Origin of the sequence: Lentisphaera marina (assembly GCF_028745505.1) — a bacterium.
GTDB lineage: Bacteria > Verrucomicrobiota > Lentisphaeria > Lentisphaerales > Lentisphaeraceae > Lentisphaera > Lentisphaera marina.
Window position 1 is genome coordinate 1,394,697 of sequence record NZ_JAQZZL010000001.1, and the last position, 19,967, is coordinate 1,414,663.

At 40.1% G+C, this 19,967-nt stretch carries 16 protein-coding genes and 1 tRNA gene; 11 read left to right on the top strand and 6 right to left on the bottom strand.

Annotation, left to right across the window (positions count from 1 at the left end):
• Positions 1–27: 27 nt before the first annotated feature.
• The 5 genes from PQO01_RS05785 to PQO01_RS05805 all read left to right on the top strand — a co-directional run bounded on the left by PQO01_RS05785 (position 28) and on the right by PQO01_RS05805 (position 8,240).
• On the top strand, positions 28–954 hold the full coding sequence (locus tag PQO01_RS05785) for a CobW family GTP-binding protein (protein ID WP_274313087.1): 927 nt from the start codon (positions 28–30) through the stop codon (positions 952–954).
• A gap of 84 nt (positions 955–1,038) precedes the next feature.
• Positions 1,039–2,436 (top strand): nucleotidyl transferase family protein, encoded by a 1,398-nt coding sequence (locus PQO01_RS05790; protein ID WP_274313088.1) that lies wholly within the window; start codon positions 1,039–1,041, stop codon positions 2,434–2,436.
• Between the two features lie 92 nt (positions 2,437–2,528).
• On the top strand, positions 2,529–3,920 hold the full coding sequence (locus tag PQO01_RS05795; protein ID WP_274313089.1) for an efflux transporter outer membrane subunit: 1,392 nt from the start codon (positions 2,529–2,531) through the stop codon (positions 3,918–3,920).
• Positions 3,893–5,107, top strand: a complete 1,215-nt coding sequence (locus PQO01_RS05800) for an efflux RND transporter periplasmic adaptor subunit (protein WP_274313090.1) — start codon at positions 3,893–3,895, stop codon at positions 5,105–5,107. The genes PQO01_RS05795 and PQO01_RS05800 overlap by 28 nt, the downstream gene beginning before the upstream one ends.
• A 4-nt stretch (positions 5,108–5,111) precedes the next feature.
• Positions 5,112–8,240 (top strand): efflux RND transporter permease subunit, encoded by a 3,129-nt coding sequence (locus PQO01_RS05805; protein ID WP_274313091.1) that lies wholly within the window; start codon positions 5,112–5,114, stop codon positions 8,238–8,240.
• Between the two features lie 71 nt (positions 8,241–8,311).
• On the opposite strand, the gene dapA is transcribed toward PQO01_RS05805, so the two are convergent.
• From dapA to PQO01_RS05825, 4 genes are all read right to left on the bottom strand, one after another.
• Entirely contained in the window at positions 8,312–9,187 is an 876-nt protein-coding gene (gene dapA / locus PQO01_RS05810) for a 4-hydroxy-tetrahydrodipicolinate synthase (RefSeq protein ID WP_274313092.1), read from the bottom strand.
• A 36-nt stretch (positions 9,188–9,223) separates the two neighbouring features.
• The gene (locus PQO01_RS05815; protein WP_274313093.1) at positions 9,224–10,306 is read right to left on the bottom strand and encodes a polyprenyl synthetase family protein; all 1,083 of its coding nucleotides are present in this window, start codon (positions 10,304–10,306) and stop codon (positions 9,224–9,226) included.
• 9 nt (positions 10,307–10,315) lie between these two features.
• Positions 10,316–11,617, bottom strand: a complete 1,302-nt coding sequence (gene glgC, locus PQO01_RS05820) for a glucose-1-phosphate adenylyltransferase (protein ID WP_420792910.1) — start codon at positions 11,615–11,617, stop codon at positions 10,316–10,318.
• 150 nt (positions 11,618–11,767) lie between these two features.
• Positions 11,768–12,217 (bottom strand): NanQ anomerase/TabA/YiaL family protein, encoded by a 450-nt coding sequence (locus PQO01_RS05825; RefSeq protein ID WP_274313095.1) that lies wholly within the window; start codon positions 12,215–12,217, stop codon positions 11,768–11,770.
• A 283-nt stretch (positions 12,218–12,500) separates the two neighbouring features.
• Between PQO01_RS05825 and PQO01_RS05830 the strand changes: the two genes are divergently transcribed.
• The 4 genes from PQO01_RS05830 to PQO01_RS05845 are packed head-to-tail and all read left to right on the top strand — an operon-like array spanning position 12,501 to position 16,035.
• A complete protein-coding gene (locus PQO01_RS05830; protein ID WP_274313096.1) occupies positions 12,501–13,529 on the top strand; it encodes a COX15/CtaA family protein in 1,029 nt (342 codons plus the stop codon).
• A complete protein-coding gene (gene cyoE / locus PQO01_RS05835; RefSeq protein WP_274313097.1) occupies positions 13,522–14,421 on the top strand; it encodes a heme o synthase in 900 nt (299 codons plus the stop codon). The genes PQO01_RS05830 and cyoE overlap by 8 nt, the downstream gene beginning before the upstream one ends.
• 13 nt (positions 14,422–14,434) lie before the next feature.
• Entirely contained in the window at positions 14,435–14,902 is a 468-nt protein-coding gene (locus PQO01_RS05840) for a DUF420 domain-containing protein (RefSeq protein ID WP_274313098.1), read from the top strand.
• Positions 14,899–16,035: a class I SAM-dependent methyltransferase gene (locus PQO01_RS05845; RefSeq protein WP_274313099.1), complete on the top strand. Its 1,137-nt coding sequence runs from the start codon at positions 14,899–14,901 to the stop codon at positions 16,033–16,035. Before PQO01_RS05840 ends, PQO01_RS05845 begins: the two co-directional genes overlap by 4 nt.
• Positions 16,036–16,045: 10 nt before the next feature.
• Here the strand turns inward: PQO01_RS05845 and PQO01_RS05850 are convergent, their stop codons facing one another.
• Entirely contained in the window at positions 16,046–16,660 is a 615-nt protein-coding gene (locus PQO01_RS05850; protein WP_274313100.1) for a C40 family peptidase, read from the bottom strand.
• Positions 16,661–16,942: 282 nt separating this feature from the next.
• Between PQO01_RS05850 and PQO01_RS05855 the strand changes: the two genes are divergently transcribed.
• Positions 16,943–17,015: transfer RNA gene (locus PQO01_RS05855), tRNA-Phe, on the top strand.
• 284 nt (positions 17,016–17,299) lie between these two features.
• Here PQO01_RS05855 and PQO01_RS05860 read toward each other — a convergent pair.
• The gene (locus PQO01_RS05860) at positions 17,300–18,403 is read right to left on the bottom strand and encodes an aspartate/ornithine carbamoyltransferase family protein (RefSeq protein ID WP_274313101.1); all 1,104 of its coding nucleotides are present in this window, start codon (positions 18,401–18,403) and stop codon (positions 17,300–17,302) included.
• Positions 18,404–18,574: 171 nt separating this feature from the next.
• Here PQO01_RS05860 and PQO01_RS05865 point away from each other — a divergent pair, with 171 nt between their 5' ends.
• Positions 18,575–19,966 (top strand): tetratricopeptide repeat protein, encoded by a 1,392-nt coding sequence (locus PQO01_RS05865; RefSeq protein ID WP_274313102.1) that lies wholly within the window; start codon positions 18,575–18,577, stop codon positions 19,964–19,966.
• The last annotated feature ends 1 nt before the right edge of the window (position 19,967 follow it).

Consider the following 19,967-nt stretch of genomic DNA (forward strand, 5'->3'; position numbering starts at 1 on the left):
TTTAGCCGGTTACTACCGGCTTTTTTTATGCGTAGACAAGATAGCAAAATACCAATTACCATTTTAACGGGATTTCTAGGCGCGGGAAAAACAACGCTTCTAAATAATTTGATTGAATCGTCTCAGAAGAAATTGGCTTTGATCATAAATGAATTTGGTGAGTTAGGGATTGATGGAGAGTTAGTTCTCGATGCTGAAGATCAAGTTTTGGAGCTCAATAATGGCTGTTTGTGTTGTACGGTTCAGGGTGATTTAACAAAAATACTTTTAAAGCTTCATAATGATGAACGAACTTTTGATCAAATCGTTATTGAAACTACTGGTTTAGCAAATCCAGCTCCGGTTGCAGAGCTTATCTATTTTGATCCTTTAATCAACTCGAAATTCTATGTAGATGGTGTGCTTACTGTATTTGACGCGGTCAATTCAGGTCGCGTATTGGCAAGTCCTGAGGGGCTTAAACAGGTAGTTTATGCCGATAAGATCTTAGTCAGTAAATTAGATTTATATGATGATTTCGAACTTGCAAAGCTATCTGAGATTAACCCCTTAGCTACGGTGGTAGCTTGTGAGTATGGTAAGCTTTCAGACTTAGAGAGTTTACTGGATTTGGGAGGATTCAATGTGGATGTATTGAGTTTAGGTAGTGAGAAGCATTCTCACAGTCATATGACATCACTATCGCTGTCAAAAAATGGTGTAGTTAATAATGCTCGTTTTCGCCAATGGGTTGGTTCTGTTTTGTTTGATATGAGTGATGTGGTCTACAGGATGAAGGGAATAGTGAATTTATCTGGTGTTGAGGGCAGTACAATTTTTCAGTCAGTACATCGCTTATTTGAAGATGAATTATCAGGGAGAAGCTATGGAGATCTCAATCGGCTTGTTATTATAGGTGAGGGTTTGCAGGATAGCGTCCTTAAAGAAGGTTTTTTTGCGTGTTTTGAAGAATAAGATCTAGTGAAAAATCTATTGGGTTTTATTGTTCTACATATATATTTTTTTACTAAGATTTTTTAATTTCATTGGAGAGAAAAAATGACTAAGGTTACAGAAAGTTTAAGCACCATGGAGAAAGCTCTCGAAGTTAATCTTGATAGTCGAATTTATGGTACATTCGCAGAGATTGGCGCAGGTCAAGAAGTAGTTCGTTGGTTCTTTCAGGCAGGTGGCTCGGCTGGCACTATAGCAAAGAGTATCTCGGCATACGATATGATTGTAAGTGATTCGATTTACGGAAAGTGCCAGAGATATGTAGGTCAGCAGCGTTTGCAAGATATGCTCGACTATGAATATGATTTAAATATCAAACGTCTAGAATATGGTAGAGGGGATAGTACCTGTTTTTTCTCTTTTGCGGATACTGTTTCAGCTAGAAATTTTTCTGGCACTAATAAATGTCATGGTTGGCTGGGCGTGAAATTTCAGTCTCGCCCAGGAGATGATTTTAGTCAGATTATCATTCACGTTAATTTAAAAGATAAGACCAATGGTTTACAGCAAGAGGCACTAGGGATTGTTGGGGTTAACCTCATTCATGCCGCTTTTAATCTAGCTCATAGACCTGAGAATTTACTTGAATCGTTGTTGGATAATTTAAGTCGCGATCGTATTGAAATTGATATGGTTGAATTTAAAGGTATTGAATTTCGTAGAGTTGATAACCGTTTAATGCTTTTGAATTTAGTTAAGTTAGGGTTGAGTGATGCTGCAATGTTTGGCCCAGATAAATCAGTATTACTCCCATCGTCAGTGTTTTATAAAAAATCGGTAGTTGTAGAGCGCGGAAGTTTTCGCCCCGTCTGTAATGTGAACATAGATATTATGGAAACAGCACTAGAGCAATTCTCTGAAGATATTGGTGTAGATAAAGATGAAATTGTTCCGATCATGGAGATTACCATGAATAACTTGATGCAAGGGTCTGGTAGTATAGACCTTCACGACTTCTTAGCTCGTGCTGACATGTTGGCTGCCTCGGGGTATAAAGTACTTATTTCCGATTACAAAGAATACTATAAGCTAGGCCATTATTTACGTATGAACACGAATCGTCCCGTAGCAGTTGCTATGGGGGCCGCAAGTTTAATGGAATTATTTAATGTAGATTATTACAATGACTTAGAAGGTGGCATTCTAGAAGCTATGGGACGCTTGTTTAAGAATCAAGTCGGACTCTATGTTTACCCCTGGCAGTATAAAGATGAGCTCATTACAGTTGAGAATTTCAAGGTAGATTCTGATCTGCAGATGCTTTTTGATTATGTTAAGGTGCATGGTAAAGTAAAAGATATAAAGAGCTATAACCCAGATTACTTGAGGATTTATTCTCGTAAGGTTTTGAAAAAAATTGCCACAGGACAAGAAGGTTGGGAGAATGATGTACCCGAGGCAGTTGCGGAAGTTATTAAAGAAAGAAAATACTTTATTAATTAATTTTTATTTATTTATTGACCTCGATGTGCTTGTGAGGTTGGGAATAAACCTAGTTTGAGCATAGGTTTATGGAATTGGAAATAGGAACTCTTATGAAAAAATACATATACACAGCTTTATTTTGTTTTGCCTTAAGTTCATGCAGCTCATGGGATGCATTGGAGAAAGAGGAAATGCCCGATGCGCCAGTGGATGAAAATGTGCAAGCGCGTTGGCTTGGTGAGAATAAGGAGCAAACTGAAATAGGCGAAGATTGGTGGAGAGCTTTTGGCGACCCTGAGCTAGAGCGCTTGATTGAAAAAGCAGCAAAAGATAGTTTTGATTTAACACTAGCCCGTAATCGGGTTTTATTGGCACAAAAAGAACTCTCACTAGCCCAATCTGAAGGACAGCTTTCGGGAGAGTTAAATTTATCTCAAGACTTCAATCGTGTTAATCGTGATAGTAGTACCAATAAAGAAGCAATTGCGGGCGGTTCGCTGAGTTGGCAAGCAGATATTTGGGGTCGTATTTCTAGTCTTTCAGCTGGAGCGCTAGCAGAGTACCAAGCTACTCAAGCCGATTACGACGCAGTTACACTTCAGATAGTTTATCAAGTAGGCGTAGCGTACTTCTCATTACGTGAATATGATGAACTAATTGTTTTGCATAATGATGCTTTGGCTATTTCGGATAAGCTTTATGAATATTATAAAGTACGTTATGAAAATGGTCTAGAAAGTGATGAACTGTTTTTAGCACAGGAAGCAGAAAATCTTCGTTTAAAAGCCAATGTGAAAGATTTAGAACGTCTTCGTCATTTACAGCAAAATACTTTAGCAACTTTAATGGGAGAAATCCCAGGGCAATTTAGATTGAAGCCAAAAACATTATCGGATTCAGTTTCCTTCGTGGATAAACCCGACGTACTCAACGCTAATTTACTTGAACGCCGTCCCGATTTAGTGGCGGCAGAATTACGGATAAAGAGTGCCTGGAATTATAAGGAAGCAGCTCGTGCGGCACATTTACCTGATGTTTCAGTGACTTTGACAGGTGCAACTGATTCAAGTTCAATTTCTGGTTTATTTAGTGATTGGGTTGTGGGAATTATGCCAAGTATTAATTTTCCAATTTTGGACCCTACACTTGACGCACAAGAAGAAATTGCCCGAGTTAAGCTTAAAAATGCAGAGGATGTCTACCGAAAAACAGTTTCTACGGCTATTGGCGAGGTGGAAAATGCCATCATAAATTTACAGAAGTATGAAGAACGTCGCTTACTTGAACTACAAAGGTTAGAGCGTCTTTTGAAAGCCCAAGAGAAATCTCAAGTTCGCTTAGAAAACGGCTTAATTACTCAGTTGGAACTTTTACAGTACCAAAGAGAAGTCTTGGCCTCACGCGAAGATGTTCTTAATTTAAAAATGTTATTACTTAGCGAAACTATAACCTTATATAATGCCCTCGGAGGACCATGGAAACCAAGCACAGAACCAAAATAGTAATTTTACTAGGCCTATTGTTGTTAATTTCTTCTTGTAAGGAGAAACAAGTTGCCAGAGAAGCTCCTGTTCCTCAAGTTGTGTATGAGGAAGCATTGATGATGTCAGTGCAACCAACAACTGAATTAGTAGGGCGCGTTCGTTCGTTCTCTTCTGTAGACTTACGAGCTCGTGTTGAAGGGATTCTCGAACAGAGGCATTTTCAAACAGGAACCTTGGTTAACAAGAATGACTTGCTATACACAATTGAAAAAGATCAGTATGAAATCAATTACAAACGTGCACAAGCTGAGCTAGATAGTGCCAAAGCACGTTTGACTTTAGCACAGAGTATTTTTGAACGGATGAAAACACTTGATGAGAAAAAAGCCATTGCTAAACAGGACTTCGATAAAGCTATTGGGGATCGTGATGAATCTGAAGCAGCTTATAATTTAGCACAGGCAAAAAGAGATGAAGCTAAACTACATTTGGAGTGGTGTGAAATTCGTTCACCCATTACTGGAATTCCGGGTGCTAGAAAGTATGATACTGGGAATTTAATATCTCCTTCATCAGGTGTACTTGTGAACGTAACCTCTACCGAAAAAATGGAAGTTGATTTTGATATTCCTGAACGACAGTTAGTAGATTTTCAAAGAAAATTTGTGACTAAAGAGTTAAGACAAACCATTACGGATAGAATTCAATGTAAATTATCCTTACCAGATGGCACTAGATATGAACACGAAGGCAAAATAGCCTTTTTTGATAATCGAATTAATAAATCTACTGGTACAGTTAAGGCAACCACTCATTTTGATAACCCAGAGGGCTTACTAAGAGATGGTATGTTTGTTAAAGTACTTTTGACTTACATTCCTCCTACAGCAGAAGAAAGAGGTGAAAATGAAGAAGTTCAAAAACCTAAAATAGTTGTTCAACAATCGGCAGTTATGCAAGATCAAGCAGGTCATTATGTTATTGTTGTTAATAAAGAAAGTAAAGCTGAAATTAAACGAGTAAAGTTTAAAGAAAGCTTTGAAGAATATTTCGTTATTGAAAGTGGTCTAGAAGAGGGTGATAAAGTCATTACTTTAGGACTTCAGACAGTGATTCCAGGACGTCAAGTTAAAGGAATTCCTGCTAAAGTTGAGGTTGATGAAACTGATCATATAAAAGATTCTCCTGAGAAATCTAAGGAATAAACTTATGTCTTCAGAAAACTTTTTTATAAGGCGCCCGCGATTCGCCTTTGTGATATCCATTATCATTCTTATTGCGGGTACCATTGCCATGATGAACCTCCCTGTGGCGCAGTATCCAGAAATTACGCCACCGCAGGTATCTGTTACTGCGTCATACCCTGGTGCTGACTCGAAAACTCTAATTGATACGGTTATTACTCCTCTTGAATCTGAGATTAATGGTGTGGAGGATATGTTATATGTTTCTTCAAAGGCCAGTAATGATGGTAAAGTAACTATTACCGTTACATTTGATGTCTCATCTGATCCCGATATTAATACTGTGAATGTGCAAAACCGAGTTTCTGCGGCGAGTGCAAAACTTCCGGCCGAAGTGACTCGACAAGGTGTGATTGTTCGCCAGAAAAGCACTTCTATGCTCTTGGTAGTGAATCTTATTTCACCTAAAAAAACTTATGACGGTCTCTTTTTATCAAACTATGCGACTATCAATATTAAAGACCGTTTATTGCGTTTGCCTGGTGTAGGAGATATCACACTTTTCGGTGGACAGGATTACTCTATGCGCGTGTGGTTAGATCCCGATAAAATGACTGCACTCAATCTGTCGCCACAAGAAGTTGTCTCTTCAATTGAAGAGCAAAATGTTCAGGTTGCGGCAGGGATTGTTGGTGGTGCACCAAGTAAAAAGAGCCAAAAGTTTCAGTACACAGTGCAGACGCAAGGACGTTTGAGTGAACCTGAAGAGTTTGAGAGAATTATTGTTCGTGCGAATCAAGATGGGTCCTTTGTAAGAGTGAAGGATGTTGCATCTGTAGAGTTGGGAGCAGTGAATTATGATTCCACTTCAAAGCTAAACGGTCAGCCAGGTTTAGTTATGCCGATTTATCAGCTCCCTTCAGCTAATGGTATTGCCGTAGGAGATGCAGTCCGTGCAGAGATGGATAAGATTGGAGAGAATTTTCCTGATGATATGGAGTACACCATCCTTTATGATACGACTAAATTTATTAAAGCTTCCATTGATGAAGTTATCGAGACTTTATTTGTAGCCGTCCTTCTAGTGATTCTTGTTGTGTACATTTTTCTCCAGGACGTGCGTTCTACAATTATTCCATCACTCACTATTCCCGTATCACTGATTGGTACTTTTGCATTTCTTTTAGCACTTGGGTATACGCTAAATACGGTGACTCTTTTTGGTTTGATCTTAGCAATTGGAGTAGTTGTCGATGATGCCATTGTAGTACTAGAAAATGTGCAGCGACTCATGGATGAGGAGAATTTAAGTCCACGAGAAGCGACTCAAAAGGCCATGACGGAAGTGTCTGGTCCTATTGTAGCGACGACTTTGGTTCTTTTGGCAGTGTTTGTCCCGGTGGCGTTCTTGCCAGGTATAACGGGTACTTTGTATCGTCAGTTTGCAGTCACAATTTCTGTTGCTGTTTGTATTTCGTCACTTAATGCATTGACGCTGAGCCCAGCTTTATGTTCTTGTTTTTTGAGACCTACAGATAAGACGAAGAAAAAGTTTTTCTTATTTGAAAAATTTAATGATTTAGTCTCTTGGAGTACGGACAAATACACAGGCTTTGTTAAGCTTTCCATCAGAAAAGTAATCATTACAATGTTGTGCTTTGCTGGCATGCTGTTTTTAATATATCAATTTTATAACTCAACTCCGACCGGTTTTCTTCCCGATGAAGACCAAGGTAACTTCCTAGTTGATGTGCAACTGCCTCCTGGCGCATCTTTAGAGCGAACAGGTGCTGTTATTGATGAAATGGAACACATGATTTCTCAAATACCAGGTGTTTCAGCTGTGATGACAGTTAATGGCTATGGTATGATTAACGGTGCTAATTCATCTAATTCAGGTTTTATGATTGTGCCTCTTGATGATTGGTCGCAGCGTACGGAAGTCGAAAAACAAGTTAAGGCAATTATTGCTCAAGCTTATAAGAAGATGCTTGGGATGCCTGAAGCACGCTCCTTTCCCTTTGAATTACCAGCGATACCAGGTTTGGGTGCCAGTAATGGCTTTGAGTTTATATTGCAAGATACTCTTGGTCGTGACCCAAAGGATATGGCAGAAATATCGCGAGCACTTATTATGGCAGCTAATCAACGGCCAGAGGTTTCACGTGTTAATACTTTTTTCACTGCGAATACGCCACAGATTTTTGTTGACCTAGATCGCGAAAAAGCTCATGACCTCAATGTTCCGATGAATGAGATCTTTAGTGCTTTACAGGTTTACCTTGGTGGTGCTTATGTTAATGACTTTAATAAGTTTGGTAAAAGTTATCAAGTTAAAGTTCAGGCTCAAACTGAATTTAGATCCGAGCCCGAAGATATAGATAAGATATATGTGAAATCTAGATCGGGGGATATGGTTCCTTTAGGTGTTTTAGTCAATGTAGATTCGATGGTTGGTGCAGATATTATCAATCGCTATAATTTGTTTAATTCAATTACTTTTAATGGTGGAGCAGCACCAGGCTATAGCTCTGGTCAAGCAATGGATGCAATGGAAGAAGTTGCTAAAGAAGTGCTTCCCCCTGGTTACGCATATGACTGGACTGGGATGTCTTATCAAGAAAAAATTTCATCTGGCAATGTTGGTTTGATTTTTGCATTAGCGATCGTCTTTATTTTCCTTTTCTTAGTAGCTCAGTACGAGAGTTGGTTCACGCCAATTGCAGTTCTCATGTCAGTTCCGGTGGCGATGTTCGGTGCTCTTGGTTTAAACTGGCTTATGAAGATGGATCTTAACATTTATTCTCAAGTAGGGATAGTCCTACTCTTTGGTTTGGCCTCGAAGACAGCTATTCTAATTGTAGAATTTGCCAAAGAAAAGCGTGAAGCTGGTGAAACAATTCTCGATGCGGCCTTGATTGCGGCGCGTCTAAGGTTCAGAGCTGTTTTGATGACGGCAATTTCTTTTATTCTTGGTGTTATCCCCTTAGTAATAGCTACTGGAGCAGGTTCATCGAGTCGTCGTTCACTAGGTATAATTGTATTTGGTGGGATGATGGTAGCAGCTATTTTAGGCACGCTCTTGATACCCGGCTTCTATTTTGTTGTACAAAGTACAAGAGAATGGCTTAAATCGAAGATCTCATCTAAATAATTTATAGGTGAGGTATAAAAAAGCTCGAGTTTAAAACTCGAGCTTTTTTCGTGCTATCTTGCTAGTGTTTCTTAAAATTGAAGGCCAGCACTTTTAGCAGATGCATATAAGGTGGTACGTGCGTCATCACTAATAGGACAGAGTGGGAGGCGGAATGTTTCGGTGCCATAGCCAAGTTGTACCATCATGGTTTTTACTGGGATGGGATTGGACTCGACAAACATATCATTCATGAGTTGATAGTATTTACGATGCAATTTGAGCGCCTCCGAGAAATTACCATCATTAGCTAATTTACATAGCTCAGTCATTTCTGCGGGTAAAACATTAGAGAGAACACTAATAACGCCAGTAGCCCCAACCGAAATCATCGGTAGAGTAAGTGAGTCATCTCCAGAAACAATTTGAATGTCACAGGCTTGTTGTATTTGACTAATGCGATCTACGCAACCACCAGCTTCTTTAACGGCAACAACTTGTGGAATTGTGTTCATGCGAGCAATTGTGTCAATATCAAGAGAGATAGAAGAGCGTCCAGGCACGTTATACAGAATAATTGGCATGTCTGCGCTGTCTGCAATTGCCTTCATGTGTTGGTAGAGGCCTTCTTGAGTGGGCTTGTTGTAGTATGGTGTTACTTGCAAGCTGGCATCTGCACCATCTTTATGTGCCTGTTTTGTAAGCTCAATAGCTTCTTTTGTACAGTTGGCGCCTGTTCCGGCAATAACTTTACAGCGACCAGCTGCCGTTTTGACAGCAAAACGAATGACTTCGCTGTGGTCTTTCATTCCTAAAGTGGGAGATTCCCCTGTCGTACCAACGGCAACAATACCATCGATACCCGCTGAAATTTGATCATTAATAATGCGTTCAAAAGCTTCGTAATCAACATTACCATCTGAATCAAAGGGGGTTATGAGTGCTGTGTAGCAACCTTTGATAATCATATTTGGACTCCGTAGTGGATTTATTAAATTTAATGCCTAAAAGTTTCTCTTAATCATGAAATGTGCAAGCTCTTTTAGGCGTTCTTTTGCAGGAGAATTGGGTAGTTCTGCTAAATGTATCTCCGCTTGTTGAACGTAATGGGCCATCATGTTCTGAATTTTTTCTAGTGCACCGCTCGATTTAATGATTTCTGCGGCCTGAGAAAGTTGCTCTATCGAGATGCTATTACTTCCCAATAAATCCAAGATAAAAGACTTGTCGTCTTGTGATGCCATTTTTAAAGTTTCGACAATAAGTAATGTTACTTTTCGAGCGGCGATGTCACTTCCAACTGGTTTGCCGAGCTCTTTTTCATCGGCAAAGACACCTAAAATATCATCCTGTAGTTGGAAGGCTAAACCTGCATTGTAAGCGAATTGACCTGCATGATGAACGAGCTCGTGATCAAAATTATCGAGTTTTAAGCCAACCACAACTCCTGCTTGAGCTGAAAACTCTAAGAGACAAGCTGTCTTCATTTCTAGCATTTTAAGAATTTCTTCGGGGCTGATGGAGTCTATCTCGCGATGCTCAAATTCAACATCTATGGCCTCTCCACCAAGTAGGATAGGGTAGACATGAGATAAGAGACGGTCCATCACTGCAAGTGCCGTAGTGCTAGTGAGGTCCTTGTTAGCTTGTTCGCTAATGAGACGAAGTGCCCAAGCTTGTTGGAGGTCGCCAGTTAGGATGGCCATAGAGAGACCAAAATGATCAGCTTCATTTCCTTTTGTACCATGTTCTTCTCTTGCGAAGTTCGCAAGAGCCGTATGGCTAGTTGGCAAACCTCTACGAGTGGCATCACGATCAATTATATCGTCATGGACTAGGGTCCAGGTGTGAAAGATTTCAGCAGCAGAGGCAACAGATTGTGCGAGTTCAGGTTGATCTGATACGAGCGCTGCTGACCAAAGACAGAGGGCGGGGCGTAAACGCTTGCCGCCACTTTTAGTATAAGAAGACATTTCATTGCCAAGCCAAGAAGGGTTGACAGTGCTTGGGAATGGGTGATCTAATAAATAAGAATCAATCTGACTTGCTATTTCAGACAAGTCAGACTTAAAATCTTTGTATTGCATTAATTTGACCTAGATTGTTAGTACGGTAGTTTTCGTATCCTTACTAACACGGGAGTGATTTTTTTCAATTACAGTTAACCAAGTTCCTTCTTCTTCGCATAGGTCGACAACATGGAAACGACTTTCATCAGCTTGGCGGTCATAGCCAATAACAGTTCCAGGAGGAAGGATTACGTGCTTATCAATAATCGCATTTTTGATTTTGCAGTTTTCGAAAATTTCTACCGAGTTCAAAATGATGGAGCTCTCAACACTGGAGAATGAATGAACATGTACTTCTGATGAGAGGATTGATTCTTTAACCGAGCTACCAGAGACAATACATCCATCACAAACAATGGAATTAGTGGCGTGACCAACGCGCGTTCTTCCGTCTGGGTGATGCTCATCATGAACAAATTTAGCTGGAGGTAGTGGTGAGTTGTAGGTATGAATTGGCCAACCTGCGCCGTATAGGTCGAGTTGTGGATCGGCTTCTTTAAGATCCATGTTAGAGTCGTAGTAGGATTTGAGCGTACCCACATCTCTCCAATAGTTGTCTTTGCTTACATCAGAACCTGGGATTTTGTTCTCAAAGAAATTATATGCATAGAGGCGACCACTATCTACAGCTGGAGGCAAAATATCGTGACCAAAGTCATGATGAGAATCTGGGTTCTGTGAATCAGCTTTTAAGGTTTTGTAAAGCCATTTTGAATCAAATACATAGTTGCCCATGGAGGCTAAGCAGTAGCCGGGCATGCCGGGGATTTCGCTAGGGTGTTCAGGCTTTTCTTGGAAGCCGGTGATTCGCCAGTCTTCATCAATCTGTATGATACCAAAACGAGAGCCTTCTTCTAATGGAATCGGTAGAGCGGCAATTGTAGCTAGGGCTTCGCGCTTCGCGTGGAATTTAGCCATTTGAGAGATGTCCATCTTATAGATGTGATCTCCACCAAAAACGGCGACTAAATCAGGGGTGAAATCTTGTAGTAAATGAATATTCTGCCAAATCGCATCGGCTGTCCCTTCGTACCAACGTTTGTCGCCACCTTGCATTTGTGCAGGAACAGGAACAACAAACTGTCCTTTCATTAAGGATGACATATTCCAACCATTAATAATATGTTCACTCATACTCTGAGAACGAAATTGTGTGAGTACAAATAGTGAGTGAATGCCACTATTCACAAAGTTAGATAAAACAAAGTCGATGATGCGATATTTGCCACCAAATGGTACGGCTGGTTTAGCTCGCTTGGTTGTTAAAGGTGAGAGGCGAGACCCTTCACCGCCGGCTAAAATCATTCCTAAAATTGACTTACGCATTATGACTCCCATTATTTCTTATAAAATTGTTTATGTAAATATACTATCGTCGCAATAAAATTATAAAATCTTAATTGTGGGTCTAAATACCCACAAACAGGTCATAAAACCTAGTATTAAAAAGAATTTAACAGGGAATTGAAGTCCTTTAATTTAGTTAATCAAAACTTTGATGACTAACTTTGTTAATTCTTCGTCTGCAATTAAGGGGGCGTGAGCGTCTTCTGGAAAGAAAATGGCCGCTTTGTCGCCGTAAACCTGTATATATTGTACAGAATCGTCCATAAAAAACATTATGTCCTGCTCTTCCTTATAATCCTGTAGAATAGTCTGGCATTCATTTTGAGCTTTCCATTTTATGTTGTCGGTACCTTTGAGACTGATTTGTATGTCAATATATTTCTTGTGGGCTTCTAGATTGGCCTTGTCAGCTTTTCGCCCCGGAAGTGTTTCTTTAATAGCAAATATTTCCTCTCCATCAATAATAGTTTTACCATGGGGAAGTTTCTGGAGGTCATTGCTCAATAGCCATTTGGCGGCTGTCGCAAAACGAGGGTTTAGGCAACTGTAGTTTTTGATTTGATTAAAGGTGCAAAGAATCATAAAATTTATCCATTTAGTTTTTAAGAATTTAGAGAGTCTTTGGACATAATCAATCGAGACTCGTTTTATAGTGTATCTATGAATGGTTTTTACTGTAAATTTATCTTAGTTCTCAACTTAGAAAAAAATATGGAAATCCTTGGCACTGATAAAATTATATTTCTAGAACTTTCCTTTGCTGCACACTTGGTTTTTTTATGTTTAGGCTTTGTTTGTAAAAAGTAAAAATTCTTTTACTTTCCACCGGTTAAATTTTTAACAGCTAGAGTTTTTTGACAAAATCATGCGCCAGTTTGAAATCATTCTTTTTACAATTTTTATCGCCCTTCTATTTGCGGCGAATGCTTTTCTTAAATCAAGAAGTGACGAGAGTAAAGCAAAAATTTTCAAAACCTTATTGTGGACCTTTTTAGTCTCTACAGTTGGGCTTATTTATATGGGGGCAATGACTGTCTCGACTCGTTCAGGGATGGCTTTTCCGGATTGGCCTACTTCTGACGGGGTTTTATGGCCATCATGGAATTACTTCACGGCTCAACAAGATCGTTTTTATGAACATGGTCATAGATTGATGGGGCAGTTTGTGGGCTATCTAGCAATCTTAGTCTTGATTTTTTCACGCTACTTCCATCGTGAAAGGAATTTTCGCTTGGCTTTAATCATATTTAGCATGGTAGTTATCCAGGGTTGTTTGGGTGGTTTGACGGTTGCCAAGAATACGCTCTGGTTGACCACTGTATTACATGGTGTATTTGCGCAGTTATGTTTGGCAGCCATGTGTTTCCTATTGCTAAAGAATACTAAGCTCTATAATGAAAAAATTCCTGAGGAAGGTTTCGCGCCAAAATTAAAAGGTTTGGCTAAGTTTACTTTAATAGCAGTTGTTATTCAGCTCTTATTGGGGGCCATTTTTAGAAATAAGGCCAAAGTATTTGAGTATAGCGAAACAGGCAAAGTCATATATAAAGAAATTGTCGAGGGTAATGCTGGTTGGCTTTTTTCTCACATGACCTTTGCTTTGCCAGTGGCCATATTGCTGTTTACCTTGGGGGTAGTGATAATGAAATTTAAAAAACTCAGTAAAGCTTATAAGTTTTTTGGCATGTCATTTCACTTGATGGTGACGATGCAGATTCTCTTGGGGGTAGTAGCATTTCTTACAGTATACAATAGAGAACAAGGTAAGTTTGGTTTTGCTGAAACAGTACTAACATCGGCGCATGTAGTTAATGGAGCTTTGATTTTAGCCTTAACGTTCACGGCGTTTAAACTCTTGTCAGTTAAATTGAAAAAGGATGAAAATCATGGGTAGAGTAAAATCCTTTATTGAGTTGACCAAGCCACGCTTGAGCGCAATGGCAGTGTTTTCAGGTAGCGCGGGTTATGTGATGGCACGTGACCCAAACCTTAGTTTTACAATGAAAAATTACTTGGAGTTGTTTTGGTTGACTCTGGGTTTGAGTTTTGTGGGAGCCGCTTCAAATATTGTGAATCAAGCTGTTGAGCATAAGCTCGATAAAATGATGGATAGGACTGCTGATCGTCCCATTCCTTCAGGAAGAGTCAAAATGGGTGAGGCACTTGTGTTTGGTCACATTTGTCTAGCCATAGGTTTGGCGGTACTGTTTTACTTTTTTAGGCAGGAGGTAGCTTATCTCGCCTTGTTTACTTACATAACATACGTGTTCATATATACCCCGATGAAAACGAGGACTGCACTTAATACTATTGCAGGTGCTTTTCCGGGAGCCTTCCCCATTTTAACTGGTTGGGTGGCGCATAGTAACAATGATTTTCATGTGTTGCCACAGACTGAGTGGTGGGGTTTCTTCCCGTTTGCGATTGTTTTTATTTGGCAATTACCGCACTTCTTTTCTATAGCCTGGATCTACAAAGAAGATTATCAGAGAGCTGGTTACAAAATGATGTCTCTTTATGATAAAACAGGTAAGCAGGCAGTTGTGTTGATTTTTGTTGGGACGCTGGGTTTGATGGCAGTGTCTTTAATGCCATATATGTATAAAATGAGTAATGGCTGGTACTTTATTTCTGTATGCATTTTAAACGCCGGCTTATTATGTTCGTCAGTTTTGTTACTGATCAATCGTAATCGCTTTATGAAGCAGTATTTTTATGCCTCAATCATTTATTTGCCATTAATTGTTTTGGCACTTATCTTTTTTCCTCAAACTACGGCCCCTTGAACTGGAGATTATTTTGGAATTACCTTTAATTAACGCGTGTTTAAATTTTCTAAGTGCAACCTTGTTGGTCTGCGGTTATGTAGCGATTAAAAAGAAAAACAAAGAAGTCCACAAAAACTTTATGATTGCTGCTTTTTGTACCTCGGCACTTTTTTTGACTTCTTATCTTTATTATCACTTTACCGCTGGGCACCTCTTGTTTCAGGGGCAGGGCTCAATTAAAATAATTTATTTCATTATTTTGATCCCTCATATTTTGTTGGCAATGGTGATGTTGCCGATGATTTTAATGACTTTCTTTTTCATTTTTCGTGGTCAAGTGGTGGCACACCGTAAAATCGCAAGATGGACTTTCCCCATATGGTTATATGTCTCAATTACTGGGGTTATTCTCTATGTTTATATGTATCAACTCTACCCACAGCACTTGAAGAAGTCGGATAAAAAAGCAGTGGCAGTAGTGGAGTCCGTAAGCCAGTGAGTGAAATTACTTTATTAGGGCGTGGCAGTAGTCATCAAGTTAAAGTCGGGCCAAAGCAAAAAGTAAAAGTTCATGCCTTGCGCTACGTGCGCCCAGGTGAACGCGATTTTTTGAAAATTTTGCCTTCTGAGCTTCCCAAGAAAACACTTTTTCTCTACGGAGCAGATTCCCCACTCATGCCTGCGGTTTTGCGTGCTTTGTCACCTGAGATGAAAATCGATATTTTTACCAATGAATTACATGATAAGCGTATAGCCGAGAAGAAGTTCTCGTCGGAGCATCAGATCAATGTCTTTACAGGATCTGATCTTCAGCTTGAAGATGATCATGATATGCTCGTTTTTGCACCGACTAAGTACTTTGATCGCATGTTGTTTTTTGATACTTTGGAACGAGTGAATCTAATCTACCCTAAGGGTACTGACTTCTACATTGTTGTGCCCCAAGAAAGGCTCAAGGATTTTCGTAAAAAGATAGATCAAGAGCTTCGCGGAGTGAAGATACTTTCAAGTACACGTTCAAATACTTTGTTTAAATGTATTACTCGTGGTGATGATGTAAAAAAGAAGTGGTCGGAGCGTGTTGCTGATGTGGCTGTTTCAACCATGAATGCTGAATTTACGATGCAGACTCGTCCGGGTGTTTTCAGCCATGGGCGTGCTGATGTCGGCGGTGTAGCTTTGTCTGAAGCTATTGAGGTGATTCCTGGAGAGAATATTTTAGATTTGGGTTGTGGTGCCGGCTTGATTGGTTTAGCGCTTGCAAGACGCCAGCTTAATGAATCGCCAGATCATGGCGGTTCGGTAGTTATGGTGGATTCTAATATCCGTTCGATTGAATGCTGTAAAAATAATATTGAGATTAACGGCTTTCAAAATTGTGAAGCCATAGCAAGTGATCTTTATGAAACTGAAAAAACATTTGATTTGATTGTTGGTAACCCTCCATATTTTGCGGGGCAAAGAATCGGCGAATACTTTATTGAAACGGCAATGAAATACCTAAACGCTACAGGTCGTTTAGCTATAGTCTCTAAACATGGCGAGCAGCTTGCGGAAGTCGCAAAAGACTTTGGCTTTAAGACGACGACTACCAAACGTAAAGGGTATGATATTAGTCTTTGTCGGCGCTAGTTAATATGATCTAGGTCTTTTTTAATGGGATTTCTAGGTCTAGTGTGGCTCCTAGTAAAAGTTCTATCTTTCCTTTTTCAGAGAAATCCCGTGGGGTGAATTCATTTGAAAGTTTTCCGCCAGCTTCGTCGCCAAGTAATAAGCCCATTCTTTGGTAGGCTTCGGCAATGAGCTCGCTACAAAAGAGGCTCGATAAATCTTCTTCTTGATTTGAACCGAAGGGGCCGTCGTAAGCGGCGAGGATAATTTCCCATTTACTTTCTTCAAAAGGTCGGCCTTGGATCTCTTTGCGGAATGCGCTAAGGCCATCAAGGAATTCTTGAGTTCTTTCTACATTTAGCTTACGGAGTGATATGTCGCCAGGATACGTTTCAATCACATGGCTTAAAACATTGATTTGTACTCCGGGGTTTTCTTTTTTTAGAAAAAAATCTTTGACGGCAGTAGATGGAGTCGCTTGATAGATGAGTGCTATATCTGGGTTTTGTACGCGCACTACCATGCCAACGTGAGACCATTTACAGAGGCTGCCAAGTTTGATTCCCGCACTTAGGATCCCGGGGCCAGAAAATAGAATGATATCTCCAGTTTCTAGTGAATTTCGATGTTTATCGTATTCCGTCATGAGTTATTTAAATCGAGTTTTTTATTTTTAACTTGGATTACTCTAAGATTTACTCCGATTAAGTTCAATTTAATTAATAAGGTTTTTTCGCATTAAAAGGTGAGGCTTAATGGGGCTTGTTGGTATAAGTTCAAGACTCCCAAAGAGATGTGTTGTTAGTTTTGAAGGCTTCGTTTTGACTTTAAAAAATGCTTTTTTAGGTAAAATAAAAAAAATCGTTTTTTATTTAAAAAACTAGTTGCAGAAGGTCGCTGGGGCTGTATTATCAATGCCATACAAAACGGCGAGATAGCTCAGTTGGTAGAGCAGGGGACTGAAAATCCCTGTGTCCCGGGTTCGACCCCCGGTCTTGCCACTCAAAAAGGATTCAGTGTAAACTGAATCCTTTTTTTTGTGCCTAGTAATGCTTAGGTGCCCGTATAGTTGAAAACAGCTGTTCTCACTTTGCTCAAGAGGAGGAAAGTTCGTTAGTATACATGTATTGTTCGTTGTAGAGTTTCGAACTGCTCTGTAAAGGTTCTGAGGTTTAAGGCTCTTGTATGTGCTGTAAGCGAGTAGATCCTAGTCTTCTTAATCAAATTAGCTGAGTATGGGTATATTAGGCCACAAAAAAGCCCTGTGATAAACAGGGCTTAAGATTTAGATGTCAGCAGTGTGATTGGCTTGTTTACATAAGTCCGACCAGTAACTTATTATTTTTTGGTCGTAGCCAGTGATGTGGCTCATCAAGGCGGCTCTTGCCCACATGCCATTGCGTTCTTGGCGCCAGTATTTGGCGCGAGGGTCATTATCAATTGCGCTGTCGAGTTCTTCTCTCCTAGGGAGTGGGTGCATGATGGCGCAGTGTTCTTTTAGGATGGATAAATGCTCAGCTCTGAGGGAGAATTCAGGGAATGATTTTTCGCTTTTGTCAGACTCTGTGTCGTGTTCGTCTTGAACGCGTGTCATGTAAATAGCATCGGCAGAGGGGAGGTGTTTAATGAACTCATGGCTGATTTCGTAATCAACATTTTTATTGTCGAGATATGCAATGATATCATCTCCCATTTTGAATTTTTCAGGAGAGGATAAAATAAGTTTAGTGCCAGGGAAAAAGCTGATGAGTTTGCTGAGTGAGCGTACTGTACGCCCGCGTAAAAGGTCGCCTGCTAATAAGATGGTTTTTCCTTCTAATCCGCCGTGGTGTTCAAAAGATCGGCGCAAGGTATAGATATCCAAAATGGCCTGGGTTGGGTGTTGGTCTTTTCCTGAGCCGGCGTTGAGGATGGGTATGGGGCGTTCGGAGTTGTTGAGGCAATAAGCGGCTTGTTCAGCATAACCTTCTTTGGGATGACGCATAATGATGAAGTTGAAGTAAGAGGAGAAGGTGCGGATGGTATCTTCAAAAGTTTCACCTTTTACTTCAGAGCTAATGCTGGCATCGCGTACGTCGCTCGTTTGAATTCCGAGTATTTGGCAGGCGGTTCTAAAGCTTAAATAAGTACGTGTAGAAGGCTGCATGAAGTAGAGCATGGCCTTGTAGTGAGGCATGAGTCCTTGGAGGAATAAAGCACCCTTTTTTGATTTGCTTATTGAACGAATTACGTTGGTTAGCTTGTAGATGTGATCAATGAATTCACGATCGAATTGTTGAGAATGGAGGCAGTGAAAGAGTTTCCCTTTTTCACTGAAATAAGGTTTTTTTTCTTCTGGGCTTAAAGCCTGAAAATCAGACCAAGTAATATTTTTGGTTTCGCTGAGCACGTGTCATCCTCGTTAAAAAAATTAAGATTGCTCGAATGATAGCTTCGGCTATAAATAAAGTCAAGTTTTTGACTCTTTTAAGTTGAGAATTACGGTCAGTGAATTGTCAGCCGAATTTAGTCGTACTAGATTAGCTGACTATTATAAATAACCAATGAATTTGGAGACAGAATGCAGCCCAAAACTGTTAAAGAAGTTGATGAGCGTACGAAAGAGCTTTACACCAGAGCTGATGAAGCGCTACAACAAAAAAATTATGATTACGCCATCGATTTATTTCAAAATTGCCTAAAGCTAGTACCTGCTTTTCAAGAAGCGAGAGCCTCCTTGCGTCAGGCCGCTTTGTTGAAATTTGGTGGTAAGCCTAGTTCAGCTAAGCAGGCGATGGTAGCGATGAAGTTTTCAGTCACTTTAACAGTTAAGATTCCTGGTTTGATTCGTAAGGGAGAAAATTTAAAAGCTATGCGCCTCTGCGAAGAAGTGTTAGCTAATGATCCGAGTAATTTGTCCGCGAGTCGCTTATTAGCAGAAGCTGCCACCGAGGCCGAAATGAACTGGATTGCGGTAGATGTGATGGAGTTAGCAAGTCGCTATAACCCTACGGATCCAGATGTCAATTTATACCTTGCTCAAATATATATCGAGAATGGCTTGGGCGGTAAGGCGGTAGAACTTTGTGAGAAACTAAGAAAGTATCATCCCAACGACGAAAGAATTTTCAAGATGTATAGTTCGTCTCAGGCAAGAATGGCAATGGATGATGGTGGGCTAGATAAAAAAGAAGGTGATGAGAAAGTTGCAGATGATAAACCTGTAGATATTTATGAAACTCAAACAATGCAAAGTACTAGAAATACGACGATCATTACAAAAGGTTCTGATCACTATGTGCAGGAATTGATGAGTGGTAATGATACTATTGATATTCGTAAGCGTTTAGCGCGTGAATTCATCCGTGAAGGCGAGTATGATCAGGCCGTAGAGATTTTACAAGAAGCGCTTGATATGGAGCATGCTGTGGACGTGCAGTTGCAGAAGTTAGTCTTTACAGCAGTAGAAGGCCGAATTGATAATGCTTTGGATTCATGGAAATCGCATTTAGAAGACGCGACATGTGATTTGGAAAAAGAAGAAGCTATTGCGGAAATCGCAAATCTTGAGCAAACGAAGAAAGATATTCTTCTAGATCGTGCTCGTGAGCAAGTGGCTCACTTCCCGAATGATCCGAAAACAAACATGGCTTTTGCCGAGATCTTGGTGGAGCGTGGTATGTTTGAAGAGGCTCTAGATCCACTCACGAAAGCGGCGACGAGTCCACGTTTCACTACCCGTGCCTACATGCTACGTGGGAAATGCCGAATTGGCTTAGAGATTTTTGATAAGGCAAAAATTGACCTGAGTAAAGCCTTAGAATCCTTGAGATCTAGGGATAGAAATGAAGCAGAATTGAATCATTTATTGGGTGTTGCTTTAAAGTCTTTGGGTGAAAATGATGAAGCTGAAGCGCATCTTAGCAAAGCCAAAGATTTAGGTTTTAACGCTGAAGCTCAAGAGGAAGCGTAAG